The following is a 17,580-nucleotide window of genomic DNA, read 5'->3' as shown; positions in this document are numbered from 1 at the left end:
GTTCAGCGTCGCAGGATGCGCTTCGGCTTGAGCGGCAGGCGCCCGCGCCAGTACTGGATCAGCACGATGCCACCCAGCATGCCACCAAGGTGGGCGAAATGCGCGACACCCGGCTCGATGCCGGTCACTCCCATGGTCAACTCGACGACGGCATACCCCGTCACGAACAGCCACGCCGGCATCGGGATCGGCAGGAACATCAGCATCACCTTCTCGTGCGGATACATCATGCCGAACGCCAGCAGCAGGCCGAAGATCGCACCGGACGCACCGAGCGTGGGACCGTATTCCGTCGGCGGAAAGAACCACAGCACCGCCAGCTGCAGCAATGAGGCGACGATCGCGCAGACGAAGTAGTAGATGGTGAACTCGCGCGCGCCCAGCGTGCGCTCGATCGCTCCACCGAACATGTACAACGCGAACATGTTGAACAGGATGTGGGCATAACCACCGTGCAGGAACGCGCTGGTGACGATCTGCCAGACCCCGAAGTAGCCACTGCCCAGCGGCCAGAGCGCGAAATACTGCACGATGACGTCGCCCATCACCTGCTGCAGCAGGAACACGACGACATTGGCGATGAGCAGGTTGCGGGTGACCGGCGGCAGATCAAAAGGCATCAGAGGATTCCCGGTGGAACAACGACAGCAGGGTAAGCGTTGTGCAGGCATCGGTGTGATACCGACATGGGTCCGCTTACCGGTATCGCACAAGATCGTTCATCCATCGACAACGTCATCGAGCTGGCACAGCGAACGAAAAAGCCGCCTCGCGGCGGCTTTCCTGCAACAACGGCAACGGGCATCGGATCAGCCGTTGCGTGCAACCTGCGCGATTGCCTCCGGACGCTTGGCGCCCGCAAAGCGCTTGGCCCAATAAGCATCGTTGAGGCTGGAGATTTCCACCGACTTGCCGGTGGCGGGCGAGTGGATGAAGCGGCCCTCGGAGATGTAGATGCCTACATGCGAAATGTTGCGCTTGCCGTGGGTGCGGAAAAACACCAGATCACCCGGCTTCATGTCGGCACGATTGACCTTGAGCCCGGCCAGGAACTGCGAGGCGGAGTTGGTCGGCAGCTGCAGGCCGATCGCATGGGCAAACACGTAACGCACGAAGCCGCTGCAATCGAAACCGGTCGAGGGATCGCGGCCACCGCGTACATAGCGGATGTCACGCAGGTTCATGGCCAGCGAAATCAGCGCCTTGCGCAAGTCGGTGACATTCTCGGCATCGGCAGTGTCTGGCGTCTGGCCGGAGCTGGCAACTGCGACGACATCCACGGCCTCGACACTTCGATCACCGGCTGCCAGCGAACCGAAAAAATAAGTCGGTTTGGTGGACTGCACCAGCATCTGGGTCGGGTTGAATACCGGAGCCTGGCTGAGCCAGGCAGGGGTGGCGTCGACGCTGGCCGGAGCCGCGGTCGTCACGAAGGCATTGGCCTGAAGCAGGTGGGATACCGGCTGCGCCGGCGCCATCTCGACAGTGTCTGTGGTATCGGCAACATCGGTATCTGCAACGGTTGCACTGGGTGCCGCCGAGTGATGGCGAACCGTCTTGTGCGCCGCGCCTGCCAGCTTGCCGTGGGTCGTCGGCTTGTGGTGGATCGTCGACTTGCTGTTCGCCTGCTTGTGCTGCACCTGCTTCGCATGGACCGGCTTGCTGTGCGTCTTGCTGGTAGCGGCCTGCACCGGTACGACAACGAACAGGGCAGCAGCGAGCACTGAGAAGGCGGTCAATCGGCTGATTGGCATGCGGGAAAATCCCCTGGAGGACATCAGGATTAGCCGCCTGCAGAGCTGACGACGTAACTAGCGTGTGAAGTTAGCAAGAAGACATAGGCCGTTTGTTCTATCGAGGTTAACTGAACTCCATCGTTTCAAAAAACCGTGATCTGCCGCACGATTCTATAACCCAATGATTTTAATGAATTAAAATCCGAATTTCGCGCTTTGTCGATGATTTCGGAGTCCGATCGAACCATCATGGCATTCAATCCGGGAGCAGATTAAGTCCGCCCACCAAAGATTGCCGTGCCGATCCGCACCTCGGTGGCGCCTTCGGCGATGGCAAGCGGAAAGTCGCCACTCATTCCCATGGAAAGCCTTTGCAGATCGTGGCCTTGCGCCACGGACTGGTCACGGAGCTGGCGCAGCAGGCGGAAACAGCCGCGTACTTCGGCAGCCTCGTCGGAATGGACCGCCATCGTCATCAGGCCGCGCACATGCAAGGTGTCGTAGTCACGCAAGGTATCCAGGAAGGCTGGCAGTTGCGCCGGCGGCAATCCATGCTTCTCCGGCTCGGGCGAGGTTTTGACCTGCACCAGCACGTCCATCGAACGACCCGCCTGCTGCAGCTGCCGATGCAGCGCCAGCGCCAGCTCCGGCCGGTCCAGCGACTGCACCTCGCTGGCCAATCGCGCCACCTCTTTGGCCTTGTTCGTCTGCAGGTGGCCGATCACCACCCAATCGATGCCGCAGTCGGCCAGCGCTGCCGCCTTGTCGCGGATCTCCTGCACCCGGTTCTCGCCAAAGCGACGCAAGCCCAGCGCGACCGCCGCCCGGATCATGTCCGAACCGAAGGTCTTGCTGACCGGCAGGATGCATACCGTGGCTGGATCGCGTCCAGCGGCATGACAGGCGTCATCGACCCGCTGGCGAATTTCCGCCCAGTTGGAAGCCAGATAGGCGGTATCCGTACTCATGCGCGGGATATCGACTCAGGCCTTCGCACCCTGTTGATGGTGTCGTGCCACCACTTCGGCCACCACCATGCTTACCTTCTTGCCGGTGGGGATGTGCAGAAATTCATTCGGGCCGTGCGCGTTGGAATGCGGACCGAGCACGCCGGTGATCAGGAACTGTGCCTTGGGGAATTTTTCTCCCAGCATGCCCATGAACGGGATGCTGCCGCCTTCGCCCATGTAGGTCGCCGGTGCGCCGAAGTAGTGCTGCGAAGCCTCCGCCACCGCCTGCTCCAGCCACGGCGACAGCGCAGGCGCGTTCCAGCCGCTACCGTCCTTCTCCAGGGTGAAGGTGACCTTGGCCCCGTACGGCGGGTCCTTTTCAAGCAGCTGTTTGAGGAATTCGCCAGCCTTCGCACCATTCAGCGTCGGCGGAACACGCAGGCTCAACTTCACTGACGTCAATGGACGCAGCACGTTGCCGGCGCTCTCCAGCGCCGGGATGCCACCGATGCCGGTGACCGCCAGCTGCGGACGCCAGGTACGGTTGAGCACCAGCTCGGCCAGATCGTGGGTCACCGGCTGCATGCCCTCGACCCAGGGAAATTTGCTGTAGATATCGTCGCCAAGTACTTCGGCCGAAAGCTTGGCCTGTTCGACCCGCTGCGCCGGAATCTCGACATACAGCTCTTTCGGCTTGATCCGGCCGGTCTCCGGATCCTCCAGCCGCGACAGCAGTTCACGCAGAATGCGGAAGCTCGATGGCACGACGCCGGAGGCGTCGCCCGAATGCACGCCCTCCTCCAGTACCTGCACGGTGAGATTGCCACCGGTCATGCCGCGCAGCGACGTAGTCAGCCACAACTGGTCGTAGTTGCCGCAGCCGGAATCCAGGCAGACCACCAGCGACGGGCTGCCGATGCGCGACGCCAGGTGATCGACGTAATACGGCAGGTCGTAGCTGCCGGACTCCTCGCAGGCCTCGATCATCACCACGCAGCGCGCGTGCGGAATGCCCTGCTCGTGCAGTGCCAGCAGTGCAGCCAGCGAACCGAAGATCGCGTAGCCGTCGTCAGCACCGCCGCGACCGTAGAGCTTGTCGCCCTTGATCACTGGCGTCCACGGACCGAGGCCCTCGGCCCAGCCGGTCATTTCCGGCTGCTTGTCCAGATGGCCATAAAGCATCACGGTATCGTCGCCCTGGCCGGGCACTTCGATATAGATCAACGGCGTGCGCCCTTCCAGCCGCACCACTTCTAGCGTGGCCCCCGGCAACGCTGCCAGCTTGGAGCGCGCCCAGGTTTCCATCAGCTTCACCGCGGCATCCATGTAACCGTGTGCGACCCAGTCCTTGTCGAACATCGGTGACTTGTTGGGAATGCGGATGTACTCGACCAGCTGCGGCACGATTTCGTCGTCCCACAGGCCGCTGACGTAGCGGGAAAGGCGGGCAGTATCCATGGTCGGGCTCCGGCAAAGGTCAATCACGCATTGTACCAGCGCGCCCCGACCGCACCGGCATCATGCCGACATGCCATCAGGGGATGCCCACAAGTGGCTGCAACACCGGCGCACAGCCCCGCCCTGGCGGAGCCGACTGCACCGTTGTGTACCCCACAGCCAGAGTGAGGTCGCGGCACCCGGATGCCGCCATCACACCCAAGGAGAAAGGCCATGTTCCACAAACTTGCCGCGTTTGCCCTTGCATTGACCCTTGCACTGCCCGGCCTGTCGTTCGCCGCAACGCCGGTCAACATCAACAAGGCCGATGCCACCACGATCGCCAGTTCACTCGATGGCATCGGCCAGTCCAAGGCGCAGGCGATCGTCGCCTGGCGCGATGCGCACGGCCCCTTCAAGAGCGCGGATGACCTGGCCCAGGTCAAGGGCATCGGCCAGGCGACACTGGAACGCAACCGCGCCGCCATCCTGCTCACCGATGCCACAACACCGGCAACCACGGCCGCAGCCAAGGCGGACAAGCCCGCCAAGAGCCGGCGCCGCAGCAAGAAAGCTGCTGCCGAGGATGCCGAAACGACGGAATAATCACGAATACCCCACGGATGGGAACCCGGCGGCGCGATCCCTCGTGGGGCGCGCCGCTTGCGTTACACTCGCGCGCCCTTCCCGTTACCGCACCCACCATGATCCTGCCGCGCTATCACGTTGCCGTCTCCGCCATCCACGGCGCAGGCAAGGGCCTGTTCCTGGATGAAACCGTGGCGGCCGGACGCATCATCACGGCGCCCGACGGCATCAACGAGACGTTCCGCCATGCCGACATCACCGCCTCGCCGGAGCTCAGCTCGCAGTTCCACGCCAGCGCACGCTGGTTCGAGGATCGCTACACACTGTCTCCCGACTGGCCCGACGAGTGCTACATCAACCACAGCTTCACGCCGAACGGCTTGTGGCACCTCGGCTTCGTGTTTGCGCTTGCCGAACTGCCACCCGGCACCGAGATCACGGTGGATTACCGGCACCTGCTGCCACCCGGCCAGGCGGAGGATTTTGTGGATTCGGTCACTGGTGAGACAATTACCGGATTGTCCTGGCCTGAGAGCCTCGCCAGCAGCACCCGTGCGCTGGCCGCACTGCTGGACGCCAACCACCGCTGATTGTGATGTTTGATATTCCGACTCTTGAAACGGCGCGCCTGCGCCTGACCGCGCTGACCGAACAGCACTTCAATGACTATGCCGCGATGCTGGCCGACCCGGACAGCACGCGCTGGATCGGCGACGGACAGCCGCTGGACCGCACCAATGCCTGGCGCTCGCTGGCCATGCTGCTGGGTCACTGGCAGTTGCGCGGCTGCGGCATGTGGGCGCTGGAATTGAGATCCACCGGCGAATTCATCGGCCGCGCCGGCCTGATGTATCCCGACGGCTGGCCGGATCTGGAACTCGGCTGGATGCTGAAGCCGGAACACCGCCACCACGGCTATGCAACCGAAGCGGGCGACGCGGTACTCGATTTTGCCTGGAACCAGTTGCATGCCCAGCGCGTGATCAGCCTGGTGCGGATCGGCAATGAAGCTTCCGACCGGGTGGCCGAACGACTCGGCGGCGAGCACATCGAGGACATGGATTTCTACGGCAGCAACAGCCACGTGTTCGCCTACTACCCGCCGCATCGCGAGACCCGGCGCGCCTACGCCTGATCCTGAGCCGCACCCGAACATCGCTGGTGCTGACGGGAACTGCCATGGACGCTGCTTGTCTGCAGCTCCACGACACCGGAGAATCCGCAGACGCGCTGCGTCCACCATGGGCCGCAGCCTGACACCAGGCCGTACCGCGTTTCATGATTGCTGATCCGCGGCCGATCCCCCCAGGAGTCCCTTATGCGCATCCTGCTGGCCGAGGATGATCCATCCATCGCCGAAGGCATCTGCGCATCGCTGCGGCACGGCGGCCATGCGGTGGATCACGTCGCCAGCGGCAGCCTCGCCGATGCGGCACTGCGCGACCACGAATACGACCTGCTGGTGCTGGATCTGGGACTGCCCGCGCTCGACGGCAGCGAGGTCTTGCGTCGCCTGCGCGGTCGCGGCACGGTCCTGCCGGTGCTGGTGGTGACCGCGCGCGACGGCCTGCCCGAACGCATCCGCGTGCTTGACCTGGGTGCGGACGATTACCTCGTGAAACCCTTTGCGCTGGCCGAGTTCGAGGCGCGCGTGCGCGCCTTGCTGCGTCGGGCCAGCAGCCAGGGCAAGCCGGAACTGCAACTGGGCCGGCTGCGGCTGGACCTGCCCGGCCACCGCGCCTGGATCGACCAGACCCCGCTGGAACTGACCGCGCGCGAGTTCGGCCTGCTGGAGGCGCTGGCCCTGCGAGCCGACCGTGTCACCAGCCGAGCGCAGTTGATCGAGGCGCTGTGCGACTGGGATCAGGAGCTGACCGACAACGGGCTGGATATCGCGATCCATCGCCTGCGCCGCAAGCTGCAGGGCAGCGGCACCGGTGTGCGCACGATCCGCGGTCTGGGCTATCTGCTGGAAGAGGCTGAAGAATCCGGAAGCGACCCGGCATGAAGACGCCGCAAATCCGTCGCCGCCGCCCCAGCCTGCGCCGGCGTCTGCTGATTTTCCTGCTGATTCCGATGGCCGCGTTGCTGCTGCTGGACGCAGTGCTGACCTACGGCGTGGCTCTGGGTTACGCCAACAAGGTGCACGACCGCGACCTCAGCGACGATGCGCTGACGCTGGCGAAGATGCTCGGCAACGACCAGCTTGGCGGCACGCTGACGCCACAGGCGCGGTTCCTGCTCGAATACGATCCGGCCGGCCACAGCTATTTCAGCGTCATCAGCACCCGACACGGCCTGCTGGCCGGCAACGGGCGACTGCCGCAGCTTTCGCGAACACCCGTACTGGGCGATGCACCCACGCTCTATGACGCGCAACTGGATACGCATGCACTGCGCGCCGCCAGCGTGCACACCGCTGCCAGTCATGACCCCAACGACAGCCTGATCATCACGGTGGCCGAAACCCTGCGCGACCGTCACGAACAGGCCCGGGAAATCCTCTTTCTGGCCACCGTGATGCAGACCCTGCTGCTCGTCTGCGTGCTCTCGCTGGTCTGGTTCGGCGTCAGCCGCGGCCTGCGCGTGCTCGACCCGCTGACCATCCGGCTGGCCGCACGCACGCACGAGCTGACGCCGATCAACGGCCCCGACGTACCACAGGAGATCCAACCGCTGACACGTACGATCGATGCCTTGTTCGGCCGCCTGCGCGGCATGCTGGCCCTGCACGACCGTTTCATCGCCGACGCGGCACACCAGCTGCGCACGCCGCTGGCCGGATTGAGCGTGCATGTCGACCGTGCACTGGCTGACCCACAGCCGGAAACCGTGACCGACGCACTCATGCACATCCAGCGGCTGACCCATCGCGCCGCACGAACCACTTCGCAATTGCTCTCGCTGGCGCGCGCGCAGGCCTCGCCGGACGACAACGAAGAGTTCAAACGGCTCGATCTGACGCGCCTGATTCCCGAAGCGGTTTCACTACGCGTGCATGATGCGCTGGTCGCTGGCGTGGACCTGGGCTACCAGGAGCCTGCTACTAAGCAAACGCTATGCATCATCGGCGATGCTGCCAGCGTGCTGGATCTGCTCGACAATCTGATCGACAACAGCGTGCGCTATGGCGGCCGTGGCAGCACGGTCACTGTCGCCCTGCATGCACGTGCCGATGGCGGTGCCAGCCTGAGCGTCGAGGATGATGGACCCGGCGTACCGCCCGAACTGTTGCCGCGCCTGAGCGAGCGTTTTTTCCGCGCCGCCGCCAACGGCGAGGAAGGCAGCGGACTGGGCCTGGCGATCGTGCAGCGCATTGCCGAACGGCATCACGCCGAAGTGATCTACCGGTCGAGCGAAGAGCGTGGCCTGCGCGTCGAAGTGATCTTCCCGCCACTGGCATGACATGCAACCGGATCACAGGACTCGCTGCACCACGGCTGTACGTTCGGGCAACCCCCTATTGCGCTCTCCCGCTTCGCCTTCACAATAGTCGAGGACGCTGCCGTGGCAACGATCCATCCTGATCACCACGGATACCGACTCGGCACGCCAGCGCCGGATCATCGCCATGGAACCATGCTTACCGTGCCATCTCCACTCATGCGCAAGGTGATCACCCGCAGCCTGCTGCGTGGCGGCCTGACCGCTGCTTTGCTTGGCGGACTCGCCGGCTGCGCCGCGCCGCTGCCCAGGCTGACCCCACCGGTGCCTGCGCAATGGCAGCATGCCGTCGCCTCGGATCCAGCCAAGCCGAGCGATCTGCATGGCTGGTGGCATGCCTTCGGCGATCCAGGACTGGATGCCCTGGTCGATCATGCATTGGCCAACAATCTCGATGTTGCCCAGGCAGTCGAGCGCATGCGCGCGGTACGCGCGCTGCAGCGTAGTGCCCAGACACGCTACTTGCCGGCGGTGCGCGCGAGCACCAACGATGTGGTCGAACCGAGCGCAAATGCCTCCTATCAGCTGGTCGGTTTCGATGCCACCTGGGAATTTGGCCTGTTCGGTCGTGCCGAAGGCTCCCGCCGCGAAGCGCACGCCGCGCTGGACGCGAGCATCGCCGATCTGCGCACCGCGCAGGTCTCGCTGGTCGCCGAAGTCGTGCGCGAATGGATCGAGTTGCGCACCGCGCAGCAGCAGGAACAACTGCTGCTGCAGATCAACGACGCCCGTCAGCACGAATGGGAATTGCTGCAGGTGCGCCAGCATCTGCAGTTGGTGGCACCCAACGCGGTGGATCAGGCTCAGGCGGCATTTGCGCAATCCACAGCCGCCCTGGCCGCTCCGCGACAGGCCATCAACGCCAGCGCGCAGCAGTTGGCCATGCTGCTGGGCCAGAACCATCCTGATCCGGCGTGGCTGCAGCCCGGCACTCCACCTGAACTGGGTGCATGGCGGCTCAACAGCACTCCGGCTGATCTGGTGCGCACGCGCCCCGAGATTGCCCGTGCCGAAGCTGATGTATTGCAAGCCGCCGGTGCGCTGGCCCTGGCCCACGCCGACATGTTTCCCAGTATCGGCATTGGCGGTTCGGTCGACTGGGCCACCGACATCTTCGACAACAAGAAACATGGCACCACCCCCAATTCGATCGTCTCGTTGGGGCCCGAGCTGACCATTCCCCTGTTCGACTGGGGTATCCGGCTGGCAGCCAAGCACGCCAAGGATCACGAACTGAAAGCCAGCGTGCTGGCTTACCGGCAGGCCGTGCTGCAAGGCGTGGCCGAAGTGGAAACCGCGCTGGGCAACGTGCAGCAACAACGGCAGCGCGAACAGCAGAGCCAGCTCGCGTGGCAGGCATTGCAACGCGTCGACCAGACCGTGCAGGCACGGGTCGGCCTCCGGTTGGGCAGCCCGCTCGATCGTGCCGAAAGTCAGGTTGCCGCCGCCCAGGCTGCGATCGAGCTGGCTGATGCACGCGCGGGACACAGTCTGGCTTACGTGGCGCTGTTCAAGGCACTCGGCGGGGCGCCCTTGCCAAGCGCTGCCGAAACAGATGCGCCCGCGGCAGCAGCCTCTGACGAGATGCACCGCTGATGGTTGCCCTTGCGCGCAAGACGCTGATCTACGAATGGCGACGGTTTCTGCCGGCCATGCTTGCGGTGGGTTTCGCCGGCCTGCTGCAGCTGCTGCAGATCGCGCTGGTGCTGGGCATCTTCGGTAGCACCAGTCTCTACATCACCGGTTCGTCGGCGGATGTCTGGGTGGGTTATCCAGGCACGCAGAGCGTGGGCTCGGGCCGCACGATCGATGCCGACGTGGAATCGCGCATCCTGATGGACCCGGCCGTGCTGCGAGTCGAACCGTATATCTGGGACGATGGAGACTGGCGTGGCCCTGCCGAAACCGGTGGCGTCTCGGTGTTCGTTTCCGGTATCGACCCCAGCGCCAATGGCCTGATGTTCTCCAAGGCACTCCCGGCCGACCTGCGCGCACGACTGGCGGAACCGGACGCGGTCGTCGTCGATCGATCCGCACTGGACCAGCTCGGTGTCGACATCGGCCAGACCGCCACCATCAATGGCCATCAGGTGCGTGTGGTCGGCATCAGCAGCGGCCTGCGCGCGCTGGGTGGCGTCAACGTGCTGTGCTCGCTGGATACCGCGCGACAGCTGAATGACGATCCGACTGACAGCGGTCCGACCTATCTGGTCGCCAAGCTGCGCAATCCGGCCCAGGCTGCGGCGGTCGCCGTGCGCCTGCGCGGCAGCACGGCGTTCGGCCCCTATACGACCTGGAGCGCCAAGGATTTCGCGAAGATCTCGGTACGCTACTGGCTGTTCGACACCGGCGCCGGTGCCGGCGTGCTGTTCCTGGCCGGCATCGTGTTCCTGGTCGGTGCGGTGATCACCAGTCAGACCCTGATCGCCGCGGTCAATGGCTCGATGCGCGAATATGCCACCCTCAATGCGCTGGGCGTGGGTGTTGGAGCGCTGCGCCGGGTGGTACTGGAGCAGGCGTTCTGGGTGGGCGCACTCGGGCTGCTTGGTGCCGGCCTGCTCGGCATCGTGCTGATGCTGCTGGCACGCAGCCAGGATGTGCCGGTGGTGCTGAACGTACCGGCGGCTCTCGGCTGCATCATTCTGGTGATGGGCCTGGCCGCGGTTTCCGGACTGGCCGCCATGCGCAGCATGCGTCGCGCCGACCCTGCCACCTTGCTGAGGTAGCCGCGATGCATCCTGCCGCCACTACCGAACACGCAGGCACTCCCGCCCTGCTGGCCGAAGGGATCAGCAAAGCCTTCATCTCCGGCCAGCAGCGCACCCAGGTGCTGGACAACCTCTCGCTGAGCCTCGATGCCGGCGAACTGACCCTGATCTCCGGCCCCTCCGGCTGTGGCAAGAGCACCTTGCTGGCGATCCTCAGCGGCCTGCAGAAGGTCGACAGCGGGCATGTGCGGGCACTGGGCAGCGAACTCGGCCAGCTCGACATGCGCGCGCTGGAGCGCTTCCGCCTGCAGCACACCGGCTTCGTGTTCCAGGGCTTCAACCTGTTCCCGGCGCTGAGCGCGTTCGAGCAGGTCGAGCTGCCGTTGAACCACATGGGCCTGTCGCGCAACGAGGCACGCCGCCGTGCGCAGCAATCGCTGGAAGAAGTCGGCCTGGCACACCGCATGCGCCTGCGCCCGTCCGAGCTGTCCGGCGGCGAGAAGCAGCGCGTGGCGATTGCCCGCGCGCTGGCCAAGGAGCCGGAGCTGCTGTTCGCCGACGAACCAACCAGCGCGCTGGATGCCGCCAACGGCCAGATGATCATCGACATCCTGCACCGGATCGCCCGCACTCACGGCACCACCGTGTTGTGCGTCAGCCACGATCCGCGCCTGGTCGTCCACGCCGATCGCGTCCTGGCGATGGAGGACGGCCGCATACTCAGCGATCGACGCCCGCCCGCGCCGACCGCACCAGATCAGGGAATTCCGTCATGAAGCTGCCCATCATCAAGCCGCCCGCACCCTTTCCGTCACGGCACCCGCAGGCGTTGCTGCTGATTCGTTTAGGCTGTCTGGCCATGGCGATGACATTCCTGCTGAGCGCGTGTTCCAGGTCCGCCGATGCCCCCGACAAAGGCACGGCCAAACCCCCTGCCGCGTATGCCGCGGTAGCGCGCGGCAAGATCGATATCGAAGGCGGCCTGCTGAACCTGTCGATGCCGCGCGAAGGCACTCTCGCCACGGTCGCCGTGCATGAAGGCGACCACGTCAAGCAGGGGCAGCTGCTCGCCACGCTGGATACCGAGCCGGCAACGCTGGCCGTGGAGGCGGCACAGACGCAACTTGAGCAGGCACAGGCGCAGCTGAAGCTGCTGGCAGTCAAGCAGACAGCCGCGAAAGAGCGTGCCCGCCGGCTCGTGGCGGCAGCGGCGGCCGGCGCCGGCGACGGCCAGAGCGCCGACGATGCGCGTGAAATCGCGGCACAGCTCGACGCCGAGCAGCAGGGCGACCAGGCCGCGCGGGACATGGCCAGCCAGAAGCTGGACGAGGCCCGCTACGAGCTGAAACAGCGCAGCCTGCACGCGCCGTTCGACGGTGAGGTGGTGCACGTGCTGGCCCAGCCCGGTGCCAGCGTGTCGCCGTCGTCCGGCCCGCTGTTCACCCTGCTGCCGCAGAAGCCGCGGATCGTCCGTGCCGAACTCAACGAGAGCTTCGTCGGCGTGATCCAGCCCGGCATGCATGCCGAGGTGGTCGCCGACAGCGGTGGCGACAACACCCGCTGGAGCGCGCACGTATTGCGCGTCGGCCAGGTGTACGGACCCGCCACGCTGGAGAACGATCCGCAGATACGTGCCAACGCGCGCACGGTGGAATGCGTGCTGGCATTCGACCAGACCGGCTCTGATGATCGGACCCGGGACCTGCGCATCGGCCAGCGCGTGATCGTGCGCTTCGGCACCGCGTCGACGCCTGCCCAAACTGCCCCGAAAGACTGAGGAAACCGCGATCTGCGAGCCTTTACAGTATCAAGGACCGTCGTCGGTCAACTGGCGACGGCCTATCAGGTACAGGGTAACCGCGTGATTCAGCAAACTGATTTCTTCTTCGAGGGCGGGCGCAGCGGCGTACTGCTGATCCATGGCCTGACCGGCACGCCGATGGAAATGCGACTGCTCGGCAAGGGTCTGAACCGTGCCGGCTTCACCGTACACGGCATGCAGCTGGCCGGCCACTGCGGCAATGTCGAGGACCTGCTCGCCACCGGCTGGCGCGACTGGTATGCCAGCGTCGAGAAAGCGGCCGACGAGATGCTCGAAAAAGTCGACCATCTGTTCGTCGGCGGCCTGTCGATGGGCGCGCTGCTGGCACTGAAACTGGCCGCGGATCGGCCGCAACAGGTTGCCGGTGTCGGCGTCTACGGCGCCACCTTCCGTTACGACGGCTGGAGCATTCCGTGGGCCGCGAAACTGTCGTTCCTGCTTCCGCTGCTTAAAAAGTTCGGCATCGGCCGCAATCGCAGCTTCATGGAGCAGCCGCCCTACGGCATCCGCGACGAACGTCTGCGCGCCCAGGTCAGCACGGCGATGCTCGGCGGTGACAGCGCCGCGGCCGGCCTGCCGGGCAACCCGTGGTATTCGCTCGCCGAAATGTACGGCCTCGCTGCCGAAGTGCGCAGCCAGTTGCCGCAGGTGGTCGCGCCGTGCCTGGTCGCGCACGCCAGCGAAGACGACGTCGCCAGCCTGAAGAATGCGGAACTGGTGATGCGCGAAGTCAGCGCGCCGGCCGAACTGCTGCTGCTCAAGGACAGCTACCACATGATCACGATCGACAAGGAGCGCCGCACCCTGATCGATCGTTCGGCTGCGTTCTTCGACAGCATCGCCGCGTCGAACGGCACGCAGCGCGTTGCCGCCTGATGATGTCGGTGGCGGGATCCATCTCACCTCTGGTCGCCGGCCTGTGGTTGCTCAACATCGTGCTCGACACCGGTGGCCAGTTGGCTTTCAAGGCCGCTGCCGGCGATGAAGCAGCGGGTGATGGTCTGGCACGCTGGAAGCACATGGCCTCACGGCCATGGCTGTGGCTCGGCGTCGCCAGCTACGTGATCGAGTTCCTGGTGTGGATCGCGTTCCTGTCGCTGGTCCCGCTGTCCGAAGGCGTGCTGCTGGGTTCGATCAACATCGTCGCGATCATGGTCGCCGGGCGTTTCCTGTTCGGCGAGAAGCTGACCCGGCTGCGGGTCGCCGGCATTCTGCTGGTGACACTCGGCGTGGTGATCGTGGGAGTCGGCGGATGAAGCGTTTCTACCTGTTCGGCTTCCTGCTGCTGATGGGTTTCGACACCCTGGCGCAGATCAGTTTCAAGTACGCCGGCACGCAGGCGCTGCCGGTGGCTGCCAGCATTGAGTGGGTGCTGCGCGTGTTCGGCCAGCCGTGGGTTTACGGCGCGGTGATCGGTTACATCGGCGCGTTCTTCACCTGGATGGCACTGCTCAAGCACGCGCCAATCGGCCCGGCCTTCGCTGCCTCGCATCTGGAAGTGGTATCGGTGATGCTGCTGTCGGTGTGGCTGTTCGACGAACATCTCACCCTGCCCCGCGTCATCGGCGCAGTTGCGATCATCGCCGGCATCGTCTGCCTTGGCATGGCGGAGAGTCGCGAACACGTACCGGAGCCTGCCGAAGCCTGAGGCATCGGCCAAGCTGCGCATATGCTGCCACGCCGCCATCACGAACTGCCGCCCACCGCCGGCTTGCCGCTTCGGTTCGCCGACCTGCGTCCAGACGCCGCGACGCTGGCGGACGATATCGCCAGGCAGCTCGGCACCCCGCCACTGCAGCTCGAATGCTCCGGCACTGCCAGTCTGCTGGTCACGCTGACCGCCCTGCGCGAACTGCAACCCAGGCGTCGCCGTGTGGTGGTACCTGCCTACACCTGCCCGCTGGTCGCGATCGCGGTGCAGCAGGCCGGTCTCGAACTGCAGTTGTGCGATCTGCGCGCCGGTCACTACGACATGGATCCGGCTGCGCTGCGCGCGGCCTGCGACGAACGCACGCTGGCGATCATCCCTACCCATCTGGCCGGCCGCGTCGCCGATGTCGATGATGCGCTGGCGGTCGCCAACAACGTCGGAGCCTACGTGATCGAGGATGCCGCGCAGGCGCTGGGTGCACGCCGCGATGGCAGCAGCGTGGGACTGGCCGGCGACGTGGGTTTCTTCAGCATGGCCGCCGGCAAGGGTTTGTCGATCTACGAGGGCGGTCTGCTGCTGGCGCGCGATCCGGAACTGCGCGAGCGGCTGGCCCGTACATCCGCGCGCATCGTGCCACGCAGCTTCGGCTGGGAAGCGAAGCGAAGCATCCAGCTGCTCGGTTATGCCGCGTTGTACCAGCCCCGCGGCCTGCGGCTGGCATACGGCAACCCGCTGCGCCATGCCTTGCGGCGTGGCGATCCGGTGGCCGCCGTGGGCGACGATTTCCCACTGACGATACCGCTGCACCGCGTCGGCCACTGGCGCCAAGCCGTGGGTGCGCATGCCGCCAGCCGCCTCCCGGCCTTCCTCGACCGGTTGTCCGCGCAGGCGCAACAGCACCTGCCACGACTGCGCCGTATCGAGGGCATTACAGTGCTGGATGATCCGATCGGCGCACACGGCACGTGGCCGTTCCTGCTGCTGCTGCTGCCCGATCAGGCACGCCGCGATGCTGCACTCGCGCAGCTATGGCAAGCCGGGCTGGGCGTCAGTCGCCTGTTCATCCACGCCCTGCCCGATTACGCCTATCTCGCCGACGTGGTGCCAGCGCAGGATGTACCGAACGCCCGCGATTTCGCCGCACGCAGTTTCAGCATCGGCAACAGCCCGTGGATGACCGACGTGGACATCGAAAGCATCTGCGGCGTGCTTGAAGCCGTACTGCGCTGATCTCGGCCAGGCACCTCTCAGCCAGACACCGCCGCAATCGCCGCCAGCAGCTGCAGGTTCAACGCATGCTGCTGCGCCTGCCAGTCGGTCAGCAGGGCCGGATCGATCTCGGGCTGTTCGTCCATCGCCGACAACCGACGCTTCCACCAGCTCAGATAACGGTAATGCGAAACCTCGCCGTTGATGTCGCTGCCGACCAGGCCGTGGCGCAGGCTGCCGATCAAGTTCAATGCATGCCCCGTCAGCAACCGGCCCTGATCCCAGTTGGTGTGCGCCACTTCGGGCGAGAACGCATCCTTGTCGATCGACAGGTAGCTCGGCGCAGTCTGTGTGCGCTGCAGGTCGACGAACGCATCGACCATCGCCTCGGGCGTATCGAAACCGCGAAATGCCTGCGTCAGGCCGAGCCGGCGCGCCCAGCCGGTGTCGACACCGACACTCCAGTAGCTCAGCTTGCCGCGCCGCAGTGGGGTCAGGTAGTTCTCCCACGCATGGCCGCCACCGATGTCGGCCGAGGTGATGCCAAGTACATGCACGTGACTGACCTGCGGCAGCATCGCCACCTTGCGCACCCACGAACCGCAGTGCACGCCAAACGGAAAACGCATGTTGTCCGGATGATTGTCCAGCACCACGACCTGGAATGGCGTGTCCTGCGGCAGGCGTGCAATCAGCGGCCAGCTCAGGTGGTGGAAATCGCCGCTGCCCATGAACACGGTGCCGTACCGGGCCGGCAGCAATTCATCGAGCATCGTGCCGAATCGCCGCATGGTCGCCAACGAGCAGCCGAAGCGGATCGACTCCTGCCAATGCTCCAGCGGCAGCACCAGGCGATTGGGCAGTGGCCCGACCGAACGGTCGATATCGAGTACGACGGGCCGGTTTGCGAGATCATTCATCGGTAGCCTCCGTTGCCGCCTGCCAGCTGCGATCGCTTTCAAAATGACTGCCGAGCTTGCGCAGCAAGGCACGCAGCAACGGATTGCGTGCATATACCGCATGCCGCGTGAAGGTCATGCTGGCGCCGAGGAAGGATTTCACCTCGGGATCGGTCCAGCCGGCCACATAGTGGGTCAGCCCGCGCTGCCGCGCGTAGTCGAGGTTGTGCATCCAGCTGACGAAATACAGGTTGTGCTCGCGTGCCTGCGGATAGGCGAAGCCGACGTACTTGTCGATCAGCTTGCCGCCGTGCTCGTAGCAGAGGTTCCAGCCGATCATCTGCCCGGCATGGCGATAGATGAAGACCACGCCATGGCTGCCGGCATCCTGCAATACATCGCGGAAGAACGCCGCACTCAGCCGATCGAAGTGGATTTCGCTCTGTGCGTATACGTTGTCGAACAGCGCATAGAACTCCGCCAGCGTTGCCTCGTCATGGAAGCGTGGGTCGCCCGTGCTCACCACTTCGACCTTGAGGTCGGCGCGCGAGCGCAGTTTGCGCCGGATATTCTTCCGCCGACTGGATGACAGTCGCGAAAGGTATTCGTCGCCCGAGGCGAAGTTGATCGGTACCCACGCCAGTGCCTGGCCCTCCAGCAATACATAGCCTTCACGTTCACAGGCAGCGGCGAATTCGCGTGCATACGCGTTGTCCGCATCGCCGAGCAAGGGCGAGTCCTGTGCGATGTCCTTGACGATCATCAGCTTGCATTCACGCCCGTACGCCGCCTTGAGCCCTTGCGCGAGGGCGAGCGGCGTCGCGTTTGGCGGCAACGGTGCGTATTCCGACACGGTGGTGCCGGCGAAACGCGTGCGCCAGCGCAGCAGGCGCCCCCACAGGCGATACAGCGGCAGACGCGTCACGCGGCGGCGCAGCGCATCGTCCGCGGTGGTCAACAGGTCGAAGGGGGCCACAAAAGCCGGCATGCCCTGCGGCGACAGCTCGACACCGAAACCGATCGGTGGCTGTGCCATGAAGTGCGCCAGTAGTGCGTCCGGCTCCAATTGGGAGATGAAAGGCATGGGTAAGCCAACTTGCCTAGACTGGTGAGTATGTAAGATTGTCGTGTACAGC

General features: G+C 65.0%; 19 protein-coding genes. 13 read left to right on the top strand and 6 right to left on the bottom strand.

Annotated elements, in window-relative coordinates:
• Positions 1-2: 2 nt before the first annotated feature.
• The 4 genes from B0E50_RS03300 to B0E50_RS03285 all read right to left on the bottom strand — a co-directional run bounded on the left by B0E50_RS03300 (position 3) and on the right by B0E50_RS03285 (position 4,144).
• A complete protein-coding gene (locus B0E50_RS03300; protein WP_077439692.1) occupies positions 3-620 on the bottom strand; it encodes a rhomboid family intramembrane serine protease in 618 nt (205 codons plus the stop codon).
• A 189-nt stretch (positions 621-809) separates the two neighbouring features.
• Positions 810-1,478: a C40 family peptidase gene (locus B0E50_RS03295; RefSeq protein WP_077439898.1), complete on the bottom strand. Its 669-nt coding sequence runs from the start codon at positions 1,476-1,478 to the stop codon at positions 810-812.
• A gap of 530 nt (positions 1,479-2,008) precedes the next feature.
• Positions 2,009-2,704, bottom strand: coding sequence for a YggS family pyridoxal phosphate-dependent enzyme (locus tag B0E50_RS03290; RefSeq protein WP_077439690.1), 696 nt, complete (start codon positions 2,702-2,704; stop codon positions 2,009-2,011).
• Between the two features lie 15 nt (positions 2,705-2,719).
• Complete coding sequence (locus B0E50_RS03285; protein WP_077439688.1) at positions 2,720-4,144, bottom strand: M20 family metallopeptidase; 1,425 nt, start codon at positions 4,142-4,144, stop codon at positions 2,720-2,722.
• Positions 4,145-4,357: 213 nt separating this feature from the next.
• Here B0E50_RS03285 and B0E50_RS03280 point away from each other — a divergent pair, with 213 nt between their 5' ends.
• The 13 genes from B0E50_RS03280 to B0E50_RS03220 all read left to right on the top strand — a co-directional run bounded on the left by B0E50_RS03280 (position 4,358) and on the right by B0E50_RS03220 (position 15,566).
• Positions 4,358-4,729: a helix-hairpin-helix domain-containing protein gene (locus B0E50_RS03280; RefSeq protein WP_077439686.1), complete on the top strand. Its 372-nt coding sequence runs from the start codon at positions 4,358-4,360 to the stop codon at positions 4,727-4,729.
• A gap of 98 nt (positions 4,730-4,827) precedes the next feature.
• Positions 4,828-5,301, top strand: coding sequence for an SET domain-containing protein (locus B0E50_RS03275; RefSeq protein WP_077439684.1), 474 nt, complete (start codon positions 4,828-4,830; stop codon positions 5,299-5,301).
• 5 nt (positions 5,302-5,306) lie between these two features.
• On the top strand, positions 5,307-5,846 hold the full coding sequence (locus B0E50_RS03270) for a GNAT family N-acetyltransferase (protein ID WP_077439682.1): 540 nt from the start codon (positions 5,307-5,309) through the stop codon (positions 5,844-5,846).
• Positions 5,847-6,029: 183 nt separating this feature from the next.
• Positions 6,030-6,719, top strand: coding sequence for a response regulator (locus tag B0E50_RS03265; RefSeq protein WP_077439681.1), 690 nt, complete (start codon positions 6,030-6,032; stop codon positions 6,717-6,719).
• Positions 6,716-8,116: a sensor histidine kinase gene (locus B0E50_RS03260; protein WP_077439679.1), complete on the top strand. Its 1,401-nt coding sequence runs from the start codon at positions 6,716-6,718 to the stop codon at positions 8,114-8,116. Before B0E50_RS03265 ends, B0E50_RS03260 begins: the two co-directional genes overlap by 4 nt.
• Positions 8,117-8,299: 183 nt before the next feature.
• On the top strand, positions 8,300-9,751 hold the full coding sequence (locus tag B0E50_RS03255) for an efflux transporter outer membrane subunit (protein ID WP_254427165.1): 1,452 nt from the start codon (positions 8,300-8,302) through the stop codon (positions 9,749-9,751).
• Positions 9,751-10,881 carry an ABC transporter permease gene (locus B0E50_RS03250; protein WP_077439676.1) on the top strand — a complete coding sequence of 377 codons (1,131 nt, stop codon included), beginning with the start codon at positions 9,751-9,753 and terminating at the stop codon, positions 10,879-10,881. The genes B0E50_RS03255 and B0E50_RS03250 overlap by 1 nt, the downstream gene beginning before the upstream one ends.
• 5 nt (positions 10,882-10,886) lie before the next feature.
• Positions 10,887-11,639: an ABC transporter ATP-binding protein gene (locus tag B0E50_RS03245; RefSeq protein WP_077439674.1), complete on the top strand. Its 753-nt coding sequence runs from the start codon at positions 10,887-10,889 to the stop codon at positions 11,637-11,639.
• Entirely contained in the window at positions 11,636-12,640 is a 1,005-nt protein-coding gene (locus tag B0E50_RS03240; RefSeq protein ID WP_174575018.1) for a biotin/lipoyl-binding protein, read from the top strand. The genes B0E50_RS03245 and B0E50_RS03240 overlap by 4 nt, the downstream gene beginning before the upstream one ends.
• A gap of 84 nt (positions 12,641-12,724) precedes the next feature.
• Positions 12,725-13,561 carry an alpha/beta fold hydrolase gene (locus B0E50_RS03235; RefSeq protein ID WP_077439672.1) on the top strand — a complete coding sequence of 279 codons (837 nt, stop codon included), beginning with the start codon at positions 12,725-12,727 and terminating at the stop codon, positions 13,559-13,561.
• The gene (locus B0E50_RS03230) at positions 13,561-13,941 is read left to right on the top strand and encodes an EamA family transporter (protein ID WP_077439670.1); all 381 of its coding nucleotides are present in this window, start codon (positions 13,561-13,563) and stop codon (positions 13,939-13,941) included. Before B0E50_RS03235 ends, B0E50_RS03230 begins: the two co-directional genes overlap by 1 nt.
• Positions 13,938-14,333: an EamA family transporter gene (locus tag B0E50_RS03225; protein ID WP_077439668.1), complete on the top strand. Its 396-nt coding sequence runs from the start codon at positions 13,938-13,940 to the stop codon at positions 14,331-14,333. The genes B0E50_RS03230 and B0E50_RS03225 overlap by 4 nt, the downstream gene beginning before the upstream one ends.
• Positions 14,334-14,354: 21 nt before the next feature.
• On the top strand, positions 14,355-15,566 hold the full coding sequence (locus tag B0E50_RS03220; RefSeq protein WP_077439666.1) for a DegT/DnrJ/EryC1/StrS family aminotransferase: 1,212 nt from the start codon (positions 14,355-14,357) through the stop codon (positions 15,564-15,566).
• A gap of 17 nt (positions 15,567-15,583) precedes the next feature.
• Here the strand turns inward: B0E50_RS03220 and B0E50_RS03215 are convergent, their stop codons facing one another.
• Positions 15,584-16,465: a hypothetical protein gene (locus tag B0E50_RS03215; protein ID WP_077439664.1), complete on the bottom strand. Its 882-nt coding sequence runs from the start codon at positions 16,463-16,465 to the stop codon at positions 15,584-15,586.
• Positions 16,458-17,528: a GNAT family N-acetyltransferase gene (locus tag B0E50_RS03210; RefSeq protein WP_077439662.1), complete on the bottom strand. Its 1,071-nt coding sequence runs from the start codon at positions 17,526-17,528 to the stop codon at positions 16,458-16,460. The genes B0E50_RS03215 and B0E50_RS03210 overlap by 8 nt, the downstream gene beginning before the upstream one ends.
• Positions 17,529-17,580 lie beyond the last annotated feature (52 nt).

It is taken from the genome of Rhodanobacter sp. C01 (assembly GCF_002001045.1).
Classification (GTDB): domain Bacteria; phylum Pseudomonadota; class Gammaproteobacteria; order Xanthomonadales; family Rhodanobacteraceae; genus Rhodanobacter.
This window is presented reverse-complemented; position numbering and strand designations above follow the sequence as displayed.

Coding starts and splice junctions, on each gene's coding strand:
- B0E50_RS03230 (WP_077439670.1), top strand. CDS start 13,561: ATGATGTCGGTGGCGGGATCCATCTCACCTCTGGTCGCCGGCCTGTGG.
- B0E50_RS03295 (WP_077439898.1), bottom strand. CDS start 1,478: ATGGCGCCGGCGCAGCCGGTATCCCACCTGCTTCAGGCCAATGCCTTC.
- B0E50_RS03210 (WP_077439662.1), bottom strand. CDS start 17,528: ATGCCTTTCATCTCCCAATTGGAGCCGGACGCACTACTGGCGCACTTC.
- B0E50_RS03225 (WP_077439668.1), top strand. CDS start 13,938: ATGAAGCGTTTCTACCTGTTCGGCTTCCTGCTGCTGATGGGTTTCGAC.
- B0E50_RS03300 (WP_077439692.1), bottom strand. CDS start 620: ATGCCTTTTGATCTGCCGCCGGTCACCCGCAACCTGCTCATCGCCAAT.
- B0E50_RS03265 (WP_077439681.1), top strand. CDS start 6,030: ATGCGCATCCTGCTGGCCGAGGATGATCCATCCATCGCCGAAGGCATC.
- B0E50_RS03290 (WP_077439690.1), bottom strand. CDS start 2,704: ATGAGTACGGATACCGCCTATCTGGCTTCCAACTGGGCGGAAATTCGC.
- B0E50_RS03240 (WP_174575018.1), top strand. CDS start 11,636: ATGAAGCTGCCCATCATCAAGCCGCCCGCACCCTTTCCGTCACGGCAC.
- B0E50_RS03215 (WP_077439664.1), bottom strand. CDS start 16,465: ATGAATGATCTCGCAAACCGGCCCGTCGTACTCGATATCGACCGTTCG.
- B0E50_RS03280 (WP_077439686.1), top strand. CDS start 4,358: ATGTTCCACAAACTTGCCGCGTTTGCCCTTGCATTGACCCTTGCACTG.
- B0E50_RS03220 (WP_077439666.1), top strand. CDS start 14,355: ATGCTGCCACGCCGCCATCACGAACTGCCGCCCACCGCCGGCTTGCCG.
- B0E50_RS03245 (WP_077439674.1), top strand. CDS start 10,887: ATGCATCCTGCCGCCACTACCGAACACGCAGGCACTCCCGCCCTGCTG.
- B0E50_RS03250 (WP_077439676.1), top strand. CDS start 9,751: ATGGTTGCCCTTGCGCGCAAGACGCTGATCTACGAATGGCGACGGTTT.
- B0E50_RS03285 (WP_077439688.1), bottom strand. CDS start 4,144: ATGGATACTGCCCGCCTTTCCCGCTACGTCAGCGGCCTGTGGGACGAC.
- B0E50_RS03260 (WP_077439679.1), top strand. CDS start 6,716: ATGAAGACGCCGCAAATCCGTCGCCGCCGCCCCAGCCTGCGCCGGCGT.
- B0E50_RS03275 (WP_077439684.1), top strand. CDS start 4,828: ATGATCCTGCCGCGCTATCACGTTGCCGTCTCCGCCATCCACGGCGCA.
- B0E50_RS03270 (WP_077439682.1), top strand. CDS start 5,307: ATGTTTGATATTCCGACTCTTGAAACGGCGCGCCTGCGCCTGACCGCG.